The organism is Catenulispora pinisilvae (assembly GCF_015356865.1).
Taxonomy (GTDB): domain Bacteria; phylum Actinomycetota; class Actinomycetes; order Streptomycetales; family Catenulisporaceae; genus Catenulispora; species Catenulispora pinisilvae.
In genome coordinates this window covers 1-13,192 of sequence record NZ_JAAFZA010000269.1, presented here as the reverse complement: position 1 = coordinate 13,192, position 13,192 = coordinate 1, and the positions used below count along the sequence as shown (strand labels likewise).

The following is a 13,192-nucleotide window of genomic DNA, read 5'->3' as shown; positions in this document are numbered from 1 at the left end:
CCCCACCGCCGACCACGCTGCCCAATCCACCGCGGATCACCCCGCCGAAGCCCGCCCCACCGCCGGCCGGGCCGACGTCGTCAGCGCCATCCGCGACCGCATCGTCGCCCTGCACCCCGAGGCCGACGACGTCCAACCGGTCAGCCTGGAACGGGTCCGCCCCCGCACCGTCCTGAGCGTGGTCGGCGGCGCCGTCGCCTTCTACCTGCTCGCCACCCAGCTCACCGGCTTCCAGATGCCTAAACTCAACACCTGGCAGGCCTGGGGCTGGGTGGTCGGCGCCGTCGTCGCCTCCGGCCTGACCTACGTCGCCGCCGCCTTCAACCTCCTCGGCTGCGTGAAGGAGCGCGTCCCGGTCGGCCGGACCATCACCGCGCAGGTCGCCGCCGCCTTCGCCGGCCTGGTCGCGCCCGCGGCGGTCGGCGGCCTGGCCGTCAACACCCGCTATCTGCAACGCGCCGGCATCCCGGTGGCGCGCGCCGTGACCGCCGTCGGGGTCTCGCAGGTCATCGGCTTCGCCTGCTACCTGGTCCTGTTGCTGCTGTTCAGCGCCTTCGCCGGGAGCCACCAGAAGGAGTCCGGCGGGCTGTCGGCGATCACGCCCTCGGCGACGGTCACCGGCGTGGTCATCGCGCTGGCCGTGATCGGCCTGCTGATCGCCGCGATCCCGCGGCTGCGGGCGCTCGTGCTGAGCCGGGTCAAGCCGCTGGTCACCGACATCGGCCCGGAGCTGCTCCAGGTCGCCCGCTCCCCGCGCAAGCTGGTCCAGGCCTTCGGCGGCGCGGTGGGGCTGCCGATGGCGGCCAGCCTGTGTCTGTGGGCCTCGGTGAACGCGGTCAGCGGCAGTGATGTGAACCTGGCCGCGATGGGCGTGGCCTACCTGGTGGCCAAGGCCGTCGGCTCGCTGGTCCCGACGCCCGGCGGCATCGGCGGCGTCGAGGCCGTGCTCACCGCCGGTCTGACCGCGGCCGGGGTGCCCTCGGCGGTCGCCGCGACGTCGGTCATCGTCTTCCGGCTGCTGACCTGGTGGCTGCCGGTGATCCCGGGCTGGTTCGCGTTCACCGCGTTGCAAAAGCGCGGGGCGTTGTAGCGGCGGATCAGTGCCCGAAGCCGGGCCGTACCAGCCCGGATTCGTAGGCGATCACCACGACCTGCGCGCGATCGCGCGCCCCGAGCTTGGTCATCGCCCGATTGACGTGCGTCTTGGCGGTCAGCGGCGTGACGAACAACCGGCCGGCGATGTCCTCGTTCGACAGTCCGGCGGCGACCAGCGTCACCACCTCCAACTCGCGCGCGGTGAGCGCGCCCAGCCGGGCGCTGACGATCGGCGTGTCAGCGGGCTGAGCCAGGAACCGGGCGATCAGCGCCCGGGTCGCGGCCGGGGAGAGCAGCGACTCGCCGCCGGCGACCGTGCGGATCGCCCGAAGCAGCTCCTCGGGATCCACGCCCTTGCCGAGGAACCCGCCGGCCCCGGCGCGCAGCGCCTCGGCGACGTACTCGTCCTGCTCGAACGTCGTGAGAATCAGGACTTTGACACCGGCCAGCTCCGGGTCGGCCGCGATCAGCTCAGTGGCCTGCAGCCCGTCGAGCACGGGCATCCGGATGTCCATCAGCACCAGGTCCGGACGCAGCTCCTCGGCGAGTTTCACCGCCTCACGGCCGTTGCCCGCCTCCCCGACCACCTCCAGGTCCGGGATCGAATCGATCAGCAGCCGGAACGTGCCGCGCAGCAGCGCCTGGTCGTCGGCCAGCAGGACGCGGATCGGCGGCGTGCTCATGCGATGGCCTCCGCCGCGAGACCCGCGGCACCGGCAGCCGCACCCGCGGCACCAGCAGCCGCGGCACCAGCGCCCGAAGCCCCCGCGGCCGAAGCACCAGTTCCCGCACCCGAAGCACCAGCGCCGGCGCCCCGCTCAACCCGCCGCACCGGACCCGCGCCCGTCCGAGCCAGCAGCGGCAACTCCGCCTCGACCCGGAACCCGCCGCCGGCCCGCGGCCCCGCCGCGAACGTCCCGCCCACCGCCTTCACCCGCTCCTGCATTCCGATCATCCCGTGCCCGGTCCCCATCCCGGACCGCGCCGGCCCGCGTCCGCCGTCGTCGTCCACCCGGATCCGCACCGCGTCCACGGCCACCGCCACCGACACCCGCGCCACCGCCAGCTGCCCGGCGTGCTTGTGCGTGTTCGTCAACGCCTCCTGCACGATCCGGTACGCCGTCAGCCCGGTCAGCGCCGGCAACGACAGCTCGGCGGCGGTGCCCGCACCGGTCATCTCCACGTTCAACCCCGCGTGCTCGAACGCCTCGACCAACGCCGCCAGATCTCCCAGCCCCGGCGCGGGCTCGCGCGGCGTGGAGGTCTCATCGCCGGCCCGCAGCAGCCCGACCGTCGCGCGCAGCTCGTCCAACGCCGACCGCGAGGTGTCCCGGATCCGCTCCAGCGCCTCGTAGGCGTGCGAGGGATCGGTCTTCATCAAGTGGTGCGCGACCCCGGCCTGCGCGTTGACCAGCGTGATGTGGTGCGCGACCACGTCGTGCAACTCGCGGGCGATCCGCATCCGCTCCTCGGTGACCCGGCGGCGCGCCTCGTCCTCCTTGGTGTGCTCGGCGCGCTCGGCCCGCTCGATCGCCGAGTCGATCAGCTCCCGGCGGCTGCGCGTCGCGTCGCCGATCGCCACCGCCAGCCCGGTCCACGCCACCAGGCCCAGGTTCTCGGCCAGGGCGTCCATGCCGGGCCGCAGGATCAAGGCCAGTGTGGTGAGCGTCACCGCCACGGCGATGCCGACCCGCACCGTGGTCCGCCGGTCCGAGCGCTTGGCGAAGGAGAACAGCGCGATCGCGCAGGCGGTCGGCGGCAGGTTGTCCGGCATGCCGAGCAGCGCCATCGCGAAGACCGTCACGGCCCCGGTGCCGACCACCGCGCCGATCGGCGATCGGTGCCGCACCAGCAGCGGCAGCGCCCCGACGATCAGCAGGCCGGCCACCATCGGCGCGCTGACCTGCCGGTGCAGCGCGCCGACGCACAGGACCGGGGACAGCATGACCAGGTACGCGGTCGTCGTCACCACGTCCCGGCTAGCTGTGCCGGGACAGGTCCACTGTCTGAGCCGGTCCACGAGAGTCACCGTCTCAGGGTATGCGGTGATTCGAGTAGGCCAGCTCGGGCTCGTCATGGGGCCCGGAAGGCGGGGCGGCGCCGGGGACCGGCTCCGGCTCGCCCTCCACCGACATGTGCGGCAGCACCTTGTCCAGCCACTTCGGCAGCCACCAGTTGGCCCGCCCGAACCGGTGCATCAGCGCCGGCACCAGGATCAGCCGCAGCATCAGCACGTCCAGCAGGATCGCCACGGCCAGCGCCAGGCCGAACTCCGCGATCACCCGCTGGCCGTTGAACAGGAAGGCGCCGAACACGCAGGCCATGATGATGCCGGCGGCCACGATCACCTGGCCGGTCTCGCCGTGTCCGACCCGGACCGAGCGGCTGTTGTCCTTGCTGTGCGACCACTCCTCGTGCATCCGGCTGATCAGGAACACCTGGTAGTCCATCGACAGCCCGAACAAGATGCTGATCACGATCACCGGGACGAACGCCTCGACCGGCCCGGCACCACCGGCGCCCAGCGCCTCCGAGCCCCAGCCCCACTGGAACACCGCGACCAGCGCCCCGAACGCCACGCCCATGGTCAGCAGGTTCATCGCCACGCCGATCAGCGGGACCAGCAGGCTGCGGAAGGCCAGCATCATCAGCACGCAGCCCAGCCCCACGATGATCGCCACGAACAACGGCAGCTTGCTGGTCAGGGTGTCGCTGAAGTCGTTGCTGATCGCGGTCGACCCGGAGACCATGACGTGCAGCGTGGTCCCGGCCTCGGCCTTGGGGATCACGTCGTGCCGCAGGTTGTTGATCAGATCCGTGGTGCCCTGGTCCTGCGGCGAGGTGGTCGGGATGACCTGCACCACGCCGATGGCCTGGCCGGGCTGTTCGGGCCGGGCCTGGACGGCCGCCACCTCGGGCACCGTCTTGATCTCCTGGACCAGCTTGGTCAGCGCCTGCTGGTCCCCGGCCGCCGGGGTCTGCGCGACCAGCATCAGCGGGCCGTTGAAGCCCTTGCCGAAGCCGTTGGCGAGCAGGTCGTAGGCCTGGCGCGTAGTCGTGGACTTGGGGTCGTTGCCGGCGTCGGAGTTACCCAGCCGGATGGAGAAGAACGGCACCGCGACCATCGCCATGACCGCGATCGCCAGCAGCGCCTTGCCCAGCGGCCGGGCCTGGACCTTGGCCGCCCAGCGGGTGAACACGGTCCCGCGCTCCCCGTCCGGACCGGCCGAGCGGCGCCGCGGGGCGCGGGCGTAGGGGACCAGCACGCCGACCCCGGCCTGTCGCGCGGCCAGTTCCCGCCGCTGCTTCTTGCTCAGCACGCGCAGCTTCAGGAAGCTCAGCATCGCCGGCAGCAGCGTGATGGCCGCGAGCACAGTCATGGACACGGTCACCGCCGCGCCGATCGCCATGCCGTTGAGGAAGCTCAGGCCGAGGGCGAACATCCCCAGCAGGGCGATGACCACGGTCCCGCCGGCGAACAACACCGCACGCCCGGAGGTGTTCAGCGCCTTGGCGACCGAGTCCTCCACCGACAGTCCGGACATCAGGCCCTTGCGATGCCGGTTGACGATGAACAGTGCGTAGTCGATGCCGACGCCCAGGCCTACCAACGTGGCCAGGGTGGGCGCGGTGGAGCTGATGGAGAACAGATGCGAGAGCTGGCCGGTGCCCAGGATCCCGGTCACGACGCCGGTCACGCCGGTGAGGATCGGCATGACGGCCGCGCCGACGGCCCGGAACACCAGGCCCAGCACGATCAGCGCGGCGATCACGCCGATCAGGTCCGCGGCGCCGCCCATCGTGCGGTCGGCCTGGCTGATCGCCTGCCCGCCGAGTTCCACCTGCAGATGACTGTTCCGGGCGCCCTGCGCGACGTCGATGACGTGCACGATCTCGGCGTTCGGGATGTCGTGCGCCTCCTGCGCGAAGTTGACGCTCGCGTAGGCGGTGGTCCCGTCCTTGCTGATCTGTGTCGCACCGCGCGGCCCGGTGTAGGGGCTGGTGACCCCGGCGACCCCGGGCGAGGTGGCGATCTGGTTCAGCGCGCCGGTCATGCTCTGCTGCACGTCCGGATCGGTGACCTTGGCGCCGCCGGTGGTGTGCCACACCACTTGGTCGCTGTCCCCGGCCGAGGCCGGCATCGTCTGCTTCAGCAGGTCCATCGCCTGGCTGGACTCCGAGGCCGGGATCGACATCGTGTCGTTGTACTTGGTGCCGGCCGAGCCGGTCAGGGCCCCGAGGCCGACGATCAGCGCCAGCCAGACGACGACGGTGAGCAGACGGTGCCGGTGGCACCAACGGGCAATGGCGGACATCAGGGCTCCCGGCCTTCTTCGACATGTAGCGTGCGGTTATACGGTGCCGGGAAGGGGTGGTGCGGGGCGTCTGGCAGCCGCAGACACTTGTGCTGCTGCGGTCGCAGTACGCGGAGCCCGGGCCTACTACCTGGGGAGCAGGGCCGTCATCGGGTGGTCACAGGCTGCTGATCGATCATGTCCGGGGCGCGGCGTTTCAGGTCCGGAGCAAGGACTCCAGGAACCTCGCGACCCCGTCCTCTTGTACCGACCCGATCACATCGTCGGCGACCGCGATCAGGCTCGGATGCGCGTTGGCGACCGCGTAGGCGCGCCCGGCCCAGCCGAACATGGACAGATCGTTCGGCATGTCCCCGAACGCGATCACGTCCTCGGCGGCCACCCCGAGGCGCGAGGCGTGCCGGGCCAGGCCGTCGGCCTTACTGATGCCCGGCGCCACCGCCTCGACCAGGCGCACGCCGTTGGAGTGGAAGACCGTGACCAGGTCCCCGACCGCGGGTTGGGCCAGCGCCAGCAACTCGTCGGCGGACAGCGTCGGGTGCCGGCCGACCAGCTTCGGCGCCGGCCGGCGCCACAGATCGGCTTCGGCGAGGCGCTGCACGACGAGGTCGCGATCCCAGTCGCCGGGTTCGTAGTCGGGATCGGCCGCGAGCCAGTCGGCGTACTCCACGGCCAGCCCGATGCCCGGGATCGCCTCGCGCAGCCCGCGCACCACCTTCTCCAGGGTCCAGGGGTCGATGCCGTACTCGGCGACGACCGCGCGGGCGCGCAGGTCGTAGTCGAACGCCCCGTTGGAGCAGACCGCGAGGCCGTGGCCGCCGAAGGCGTCGGCGATCTGGCCCATCAGGCGCGGCGGGCGTCCGGTGACGAAGACGAAAGGAACGCCTTTGTCCTCCAGGGCCACGAAAGCGGCGACGGTGCGCGGGGAGACGGTCCCATCGTGGCGCACCAGGGTCCCGTCGAGGTCGCACGCTATGAGCGACGGCAGCTGTGTCATGGTCGTCATTGTCGCGGGTCGTGGCGCCTTGACGCGGTCCCGTACCGGCTACTACGTTTCACGAGGTCGAGCAGATTCATATTCATGGTCTTTGTTCATGGATGTGAAAGCAAAGGTGGAGGTCTGGCGTGACCGACTTGAAGATCGTGGCTGTCGATATCACCCCGGTCGCGCTGAAGGATCCGCCGCTGCTCAACTCCTCCGGCGTCCACGAGCCCTACGCCCTGCGCTCCATCATCGAGGTGCGCACCGACGCCGGCATCGTCGGCATCAACGAGGCCTACGGCGACGACGCCACCTTGGCCCTGCTGCGCCAGTCCGCGGACGCGGTGATCGGCGCCGACGTCTTCGACCTCAACGGGATCGGCCGCCGGGTCGCGACCGCGGTCGGCGGCGCCGAGGCGTCCTCGCCGACCGAGTTGATCGGCGCCGCCAGCCACGACAAGACCGTCGCGCAGGCATTCGCGGCCTTCGAGGTGGCCTGCTTCGACGCCCAGGGCAAGGCGACCGGCCGCCGGGTCGTCGACCTGCTCGGCGGCGCGGTCCGGGAACGAATCGACTTCAGCGCCTACCTCTTCTACAAGTGGGCCGAGCACCCCGGCGACTTCGACGTGGACCCGTGGGGCGAGGCGCTCGACCCGGACGGCATCGTGGCGCAGGCCCGCCGGATGGTCGACAAGTACGGCTTCGGCTCGCTCAAGCTCAAGGGCGGAGTCTTCGCGCCCGAGGAAGAGATCGAGGCGGTCAAGGCGCTGCGCCGGGCCTTCCCCGACCGCCCGGTGCGCCTGGATCCGAACGCCAACTGGACCGTGGAGACCAGCCACCGCGTGGCCGCGGCGCTGGAAGGCGAGTTGGAGTACCTGGAGGACCCGACCCCGGGCATCCCCGGGATGGCCGAGGTCGCGGCGAAGACCGACCTGCCGCTGGCCACCAACATGTGCGTCACCAGCTTCGCCGACATCCCGGAGTCGATCCGCCTGGACGCGGTCCAGGTGATCCTGTCCGACCACCACTTCTGGGGCGGCTTGCGCGCGACGCAGAACCTCGCGGCGCTGTGCGACACCTTCGGTCTCGGGCTGTCGATGCACTCCAACACCCACCTCGGCGTCAGCCTCGCGGCCATGGCGCACATCGCCGCCGCGACCCCGAACCTGACCTACGCCCTCGACACCCACACGCCGTGGAAGGCGGAGGACGAGGACGTGGTGCTGGGCGGCGGGCTGAGGTTCACCGACGGCGCGCTGAGGCTGCCCCAGGGCCCCGGGCTCGGGGTGGAGCTGGACCGGGACGCGGTCGCGCGGCTGCACGAGCAGTACCTCACCTGCGGGGTCCGGCGGCGCGACGATGTGGGCTGGATGCAGCGGGTGCGGCCGGAGTGGACCGGGAAGCGGCCGCGGTTCTGATGACGCCGCGGTTCTGATGAGACGCCAGGGCGACAGCCGGAGGGGCACGATGAACGCGGCGACGTATGTGTATCCGTGGGACGTGGTGGGGGACGATTCGGCGGCCGAGACGATCGCCGGACTCGGGGTGGACCACGCCGTTGTCGCAGCGTTCTACCACGCGACCCGGGCCTTCACGCCACGGCATCCCTGGCACCGGGTGGTAGTCGCCGAGACCAGCGCCTCCTACCTGCCGGTCGGCGACGCCTGGGAACAGGTGCTGCCGCCGGCGCAGACCTGGGTGGACGCCGACGACGCGTTCGGGGCCACGGCCTCGGCACTGGCCGCGGCCGGGGTGCCGACCCACGCGTGGGTCGTGGTCGATCACGTCGACGGCTTCGACGCGCCGCACGTCATGAACGCCTACGGCGACGTGTATCCGTGGGCCCTGTGTCCCTCGCACGAAGCAGCCCTCGAATACGCCGTCGGGCTCGCGGCCGTGGTCGCGGCCCGGTCGGACATCGCGGGTGTCGAGTTCGAGGCGGCCGGCTGGTACGGCTTCGACCACCTGCACGAGCACGACAAGGTGGCGGGCATCCCGCTGTCCGAGGACGAGTTGTTCCTGCTCTCGCTCTGTTTCTGCGACGCCTGCCTCGACGAGTATCAGGCCTCTGGCATCGACCCGGCGCGACTGCGCGCCGCGGTCAGCGCGCGGCTGGATTCCCGGTTCGCCGCCGCCGAACCGGCCGCCCTGGGACTGCCGGAGGCCGACCTGGCCGCCGCGGTGCTGGGGATGCGGACGCGGGTGGCGAACCGGCTGCGCGGGGCGATGGTGCGGGAAGTGCGTACCCAGCGCGAACCCGACTTCCCGATCCTGTTCCACGCGAACCCCGACCCGCGGCGCTCGACCGCTTTCACCGGGGTCGATGTGGCGACGCTGCCCAAGGACACCGGTGTCGTGGTGAACTGCTGGAACGGGTCGACGGACAGCGTCACGCGCTCGCTGGGGCACGACGCTTCGGTCAACGCGGGCCTGCTCGGAGTCCGCGGGATGGGAGCGGACCACGAAGCGCTCGTTTCGCAGGCCGTTGCGATGCGCGAGGCCGGCGCGAGCGGAATCCGTATCTATCACTCGGGAATCGCTTCGAACGCCGACCTGGACGCGATGCGGCGCGCGGTCTCCGCTTTCCACAAGGCCGCGCGCTAGCTTCGGCTGCTTGCTGGCTGTTGTTCGCTGCTACTCTTCCGGCAGCCCGACCAGCTTCAGGCTCAGCCGATACAACTCGGCCCGAGCCTTCTGGTCATAGGCCTGTCCCAGAGCCTTCGCCTCCCGCTGCCGGTCATAGAACCGCCCGCTGACCCCGGCCAGCTTCGGATCCGTCACCAGCCGCCACGTCGCATCGAGCCCGGTCTCCAGGCTGTCGAGGCTGTATCCGCGCGATTCGAGCACCATCTTCGTCGGCATGAACGTCGCCGGGTGCAGGCTGTTGAACGTCACCTCGGACGCGGGCACCCGCTGCGCCAACTCCACCGTCGACGAGATCTGCGCCAGCTTGCTCTGGCAATAGGCGCGCGCCCCGTCGTAGCCGTGCTCCAGCATCACATCGTCGAAGTCGATGTCCTGCTGTCCGAGCGAGGCGACGTTCACCACCCGCGCCGGTGCGGACGCGCGCAACAGCGGCAGCAACTCCTGCGTCAGCAGGAACCCGGCCAGGTAGTTCACCGCGAAGCGCAGCTCGTAGCCGTCCTTGCTCTCGCGCCGGTCCTGGCCGTCCGGCTCGCCGCCGCCGATGCCGGCGTTGCTCACCAACACGTCCAGCCGGTCGGTGGCTCCGCGCACGGCCGCCGCGAGTTCGCGGACCTGCGCCAGCTCGGCCAGATCGGCGCGGAAGGTCGCGGGCCGTGCGACGCCGTGTTCGTCGCGGATCGCGTCGGCGGTGGCGTCCAGGCGGGCCTGGTCGCGGCCGTGGAGCAGGACGGTGTCGCCGTCGGCCGCCAGACGGTGCGCCAGTGCGCGGCCGAGGCCGTCGGTGGCGCCGGTGATGAGGGTTATACGGGTATGAGTCATGGCACAGACTCCTCAACAGACAGGTTGAAAGGGTGCGGGTCCCAGCCTACCTCTTGTCGAGACGGGTCGTCTCGTTTAATTCCCGCCACCGGCGTTCCCAGGCCCGGCCGATCGCCGGATAGACGATCAGGTGACGAAAAGGCCTGATACCGGCCATGTAGAGCGCGCCGAGCCGGCCGTTCGGCTTCACCAGGACCGCCAGCTGTCCGCGCCAGCCGCCCCGGCCGTCGGGGACCCAGCCGATGTGCAGGACTCCGTGCACGGTGCGGTTGGCGATCTCCGTGGCGCGCTCGTTGTCGCGCTGGTAGAGCAACGAGAACTCAGAGCCTTGAGAAGGAGGCGCGGCGTCTTTCAGCTCCTCCGGCAGCCGTTCCCGCAACGACGGAACGCGGCCGCCGAGCCCGCTCGATCCCCGATCCAGGCGCAGCAGCGCACCCAGCTTCAAGCGCAGCCAGAACAGGAACCGGGTCGGCGCGGAAGCCTGTGGTTGCAAGCTCACGTCGATCGTTGACAGCAGCAGCGGGAAGTCGTCCGGGCCGCCGCCGGGGCTCGGCAGCGCCCAGACGTCCTCAAGCTGGAAGTCGGCGGCGATCTCGTGGATCAGCCAGGGCTGAGCGGCGTGCGCCGCATTCGGTAGCCGCTGCATCGCTGTCCCTTTCCGCCGCCGGGCGCCGGGTTCAGCCGGGTTCAGCCGGTCGAGCCGGTCCGGATCCGTCTCGGGTTCAGATCCCCTGCCACGCAGGCTTCGAAGCGTAGGTCGCCTTGTAATAGTCCGCCAGCTTCAGTTGCTGGGCCGCGGCCTCGTCCACGACCACCGTGGCGTGCGGGTGCATCTGGAGCGCGGAGGCCGGGACCAGGCTGGACACCGGGCCCTCGACGGTCGCCGCGACCGCCTCGGCCTTGCCCGCGCCGGTGGCCAGCAGCACCAGGTGCCGGGCCTGCAAGATGGTGCCGATGCCCTGGGTGATGACGTGCCGCGGCACCTCGTCCAGGCCGTTGAAGAACCGGGCGTTGTCGACCCGGGTCCGCTCCGTCAGGGTCTTGATGCGGGTGCGGGAGGCCAGCGAGGAGACCGGCTCGTTGAAGCCGATGTGCCCGTCGGTGCCGATGCCCAGCAGTTGCAGGTCCACCCCGCCGGCGTCGGCGAGCCGCTGCTCGTAGGCGGCGCAGGCGGCCGGCAGGTCCTCGGCGCCGCCGTCCGGGCCGAGGAACGCCTCGTCGCCGATCCCCAGCGGGGCCAGCACCTCGCGCTTGAGGACTTCGCGGTAGGACTCCGGGTGCCCGGCCGGCAGGCCCACGTACTCGTCGAGCTGGCACACCTTCAGCCGGCTCACGTCCACCTGCCCGGCGCCGACCTTCGTGGCCAGCGCCTGGTACACCGGCAGCGGTGAGGAGCCGGTGGCGACGCCGAACAGCGCGTCGGGCTTGCGGGCGATCAACTCGGCCACAGCCGAGGCGACGAGTTCGCCCTGAGCTGCGGCGTCCGCGACGATGACGACTTCCATGGCGACCCCTGGGGCTGGCACTCGGCGGTATCGGACAACGGTCTACTGCGGTCTACAACGATTCACTGCGATCTACTGCATCGGCGCCACTGTATTGGTATAGACCAACCGTACCGGAGCCCCGCCCGCCGTGCGCGGCCGGGATGTGGCCACCGGGCCAACCGTGGCGGGCCGGACGGTGACATGTCGGCCAAAGCGCCCTTCCCGGCATGGCCACGCACTGTTACGGTCCCGGGCATGGCAAACCGTTCCCACCTCTACGCAGCGAACACGCTGCCCAGCGCCGAGGGCCGACCGGACCCGGTCGTGGGCATCTCCGAACACAACTGGAGCATCCCGCTGGCGCACCTGATCCTCGTCAGCTTCGACACCCGCGCCGTCCCCTCGATGATCTGGGACCAGCGGATGGGCGTGGCCGGGGACTACGACCGCGGCGCCGCGTTGTTAGTGGACTTGCTGCGGTTGGTGGGGGAGGAAGTCGAGGACGAGCAGGACTTCCGGAAGGTGGTCGAGAAAACGAAGGCCCAGTTGGCGAGACAGCGCGCCAAGTACTTCCTGCTCGAAGCTGGCGAGATCCTGGACATGGACGACGAGCCGCACGCGGAGGCCCTCGACCGGCTCGTCGGGCACCACATCCCGTTCCTCGCCGCCCAGGCCGAGGCCGCCATCGCCGGGGAGAACGCGGAGTGGCTGGCCATCGCGCGGGGACGTTGGCGGGAGAACTTCAACTCGTTCTATGACGACACGCTGTATTACTCGTTCGAGTAGATGCGTTGGATTCCCACTAGATACGCGCTGATTCCTGCTCTTTAGAAAACGGCTTTCTAGAAATCGGCGCGGTTCTCCGCGGCCCACGTCCGCAGCGGCCGCGCCGGACGGCCGGTGATCCGCTCGACGGTGTTCGTGATCGGCGCGGGACGGCCCACGGCCGCCGCCGCGCTGTCCAGCAGTGATTCCAGGATCTCCGCGGCCATCCAGGGCTCGCGTCGGGCGAGCGCGGCTTCGCGGCTGATCTCGCGTACCGGGATCGGGCGTCCCAACTCGGCGCCGATGGCCGCGACCGCCTCGTCCAGCCGCATCGATGCCGGCCCGGTGAGGACCTGCATGCGGCCGCGGTGGGTGGCGTTGTCCGGGAGGAGCAAGTCGACGGCCACTTCGGCGACGTCATCCGGGTGGATCGGGACGCACTGCGCGGCCGGATAGGGGAGTTCCACCGGCTGGCGCGCGCGGATCGCCGCGCCCCAGTCGCGGCGGGCGTTGGTCGCCAGCCAGCTGGGATACAGGATCGTGTGATCGAGGCCTGATGCGGCGAGATCCTGTTCGGCCGCGCGGTGGATCCGGCCGATCGGGCCCCGGAACTCGGCGGCTTCGTAGGACGCCGGGGACGACAGGAAGACGACGTGGCGCACGCCGGCCGCGTGGGCCGCTTTCAGGAACGGCGCCGCGCTGGCGCGGGTCGCGTAGAGGAAGACGGTGTCGACGTCCTTCAGCGCTTCGGTGAAGGCGGTGGGGTCTTCACCGGTGAGATCGAGGCGCGCGGTCTCGACGCCTTCGGGGACGGACAGTGTGGCGAGGTCGCGGGCCGTGGCGCGTATTTGCTGGCCGACGGCTTGCAGGCGGGTGACGACGCGGCTGCCGATGTTGCCGCGCGCGCCGGTGACGAGGACGGTCATGGCTGGACCCCTTTGGGTAGCATGAGATGAAAGCCCTGCAAGACAAAATATCTTTGACCCCAAAGATAAAAGGAGAAGTGTCGGCGTGTCCACCCATCCCAAGAGCGGCCGTGGCGGATCAGCTGACCCGACCGACCTGACTGATCCGACCGACCC

General features: G+C 70.7%; 12 protein-coding genes. 4 read left to right on the top strand and 8 right to left on the bottom strand.

Going from position 1 to position 13,192, the window contains the following annotated elements:
- The coding region (locus tag IZR01_RS42125) for a lysylphosphatidylglycerol synthase transmembrane domain-containing protein (protein ID WP_194927097.1) at positions 1–1,090 on the top strand (1,090 nt) is incomplete at its 5' end.
- Positions 1,091–1,097: 7 nt separating this feature from the next.
- Here IZR01_RS42125 and IZR01_RS42120 read toward each other — a convergent pair.
- The 4 genes from IZR01_RS42120 to IZR01_RS42105 all read right to left on the bottom strand — a co-directional run bounded on the left by IZR01_RS42120 (position 1,098) and on the right by IZR01_RS42105 (position 6,408).
- Positions 1,098–1,778, bottom strand: coding sequence for a response regulator (locus IZR01_RS42120; RefSeq protein WP_194898181.1), 681 nt, complete (start codon positions 1,776–1,778; stop codon positions 1,098–1,100).
- Positions 1,775–3,124 carry a sensor histidine kinase gene (locus IZR01_RS53820; protein ID WP_194927096.1) on the bottom strand — a complete coding sequence of 450 codons (1,350 nt, stop codon included), beginning with the start codon at positions 3,122–3,124 and terminating at the stop codon, positions 1,775–1,777. Before IZR01_RS53820 ends, IZR01_RS42120 begins: the two co-directional genes overlap by 4 nt.
- Positions 3,125–3,128: 4 nt before the next feature.
- Positions 3,129–5,411, bottom strand: a complete 2,283-nt coding sequence (locus IZR01_RS42110) for an MMPL family transporter (RefSeq protein ID WP_194898183.1) — start codon at positions 5,409–5,411, stop codon at positions 3,129–3,131.
- Positions 5,412–5,607: 196 nt separating this feature from the next.
- On the bottom strand, positions 5,608–6,408 hold the full coding sequence (locus IZR01_RS42105) for a Cof-type HAD-IIB family hydrolase (RefSeq protein ID WP_194927095.1): 801 nt from the start codon (positions 6,406–6,408) through the stop codon (positions 5,608–5,610).
- A 128-nt stretch (positions 6,409–6,536) separates the two neighbouring features.
- Between IZR01_RS42105 and IZR01_RS42100 the strand changes: the two genes are divergently transcribed.
- Complete coding sequence (locus tag IZR01_RS42100) at positions 6,537–7,811, top strand: glucarate dehydratase family protein (RefSeq protein ID WP_194927094.1); 1,275 nt, start codon at positions 6,537–6,539, stop codon at positions 7,809–7,811.
- A 49-nt stretch (positions 7,812–7,860) separates the two neighbouring features.
- A complete protein-coding gene (locus IZR01_RS42095; RefSeq protein ID WP_194898186.1) occupies positions 7,861–8,997 on the top strand; it encodes a hypothetical protein in 1,137 nt (378 codons plus the stop codon).
- Between the two features lie 30 nt (positions 8,998–9,027).
- Here the strand turns inward: IZR01_RS42095 and IZR01_RS42090 are convergent, their stop codons facing one another.
- The 3 genes from IZR01_RS42090 to nagB form a co-directional block, all read right to left on the bottom strand.
- Complete coding sequence (locus IZR01_RS42090; RefSeq protein WP_194927093.1) at positions 9,028–9,858, bottom strand: SDR family NAD(P)-dependent oxidoreductase; 831 nt, start codon at positions 9,856–9,858, stop codon at positions 9,028–9,030.
- A gap of 46 nt (positions 9,859–9,904) precedes the next feature.
- On the bottom strand, positions 9,905–10,504 hold the full coding sequence (locus IZR01_RS42085; RefSeq protein ID WP_194927092.1) for a DUF2867 domain-containing protein: 600 nt from the start codon (positions 10,502–10,504) through the stop codon (positions 9,905–9,907).
- Between the two features lie 76 nt (positions 10,505–10,580).
- Positions 10,581–11,363 carry a glucosamine-6-phosphate deaminase gene (gene nagB / locus IZR01_RS42080; protein WP_194898189.1) on the bottom strand — a complete coding sequence of 261 codons (783 nt, stop codon included), beginning with the start codon at positions 11,361–11,363 and terminating at the stop codon, positions 10,581–10,583.
- Positions 11,364–11,600: 237 nt separating this feature from the next.
- On the opposite strand from nagB, the gene IZR01_RS42075 reads away from it, so the two are divergent.
- Positions 11,601–12,131: a DUF7822 domain-containing protein gene (locus tag IZR01_RS42075; protein ID WP_228561204.1), complete on the top strand. Its 531-nt coding sequence runs from the start codon at positions 11,601–11,603 to the stop codon at positions 12,129–12,131.
- 56 nt (positions 12,132–12,187) lie between these two features.
- Here the strand turns inward: IZR01_RS42075 and IZR01_RS42070 are convergent, their stop codons facing one another.
- Entirely contained in the window at positions 12,188–13,036 is an 849-nt protein-coding gene (locus tag IZR01_RS42070; protein ID WP_194927090.1) for an NAD(P)H-binding protein, read from the bottom strand.
- Positions 13,037–13,192: the final 156 nt, after the last annotated feature.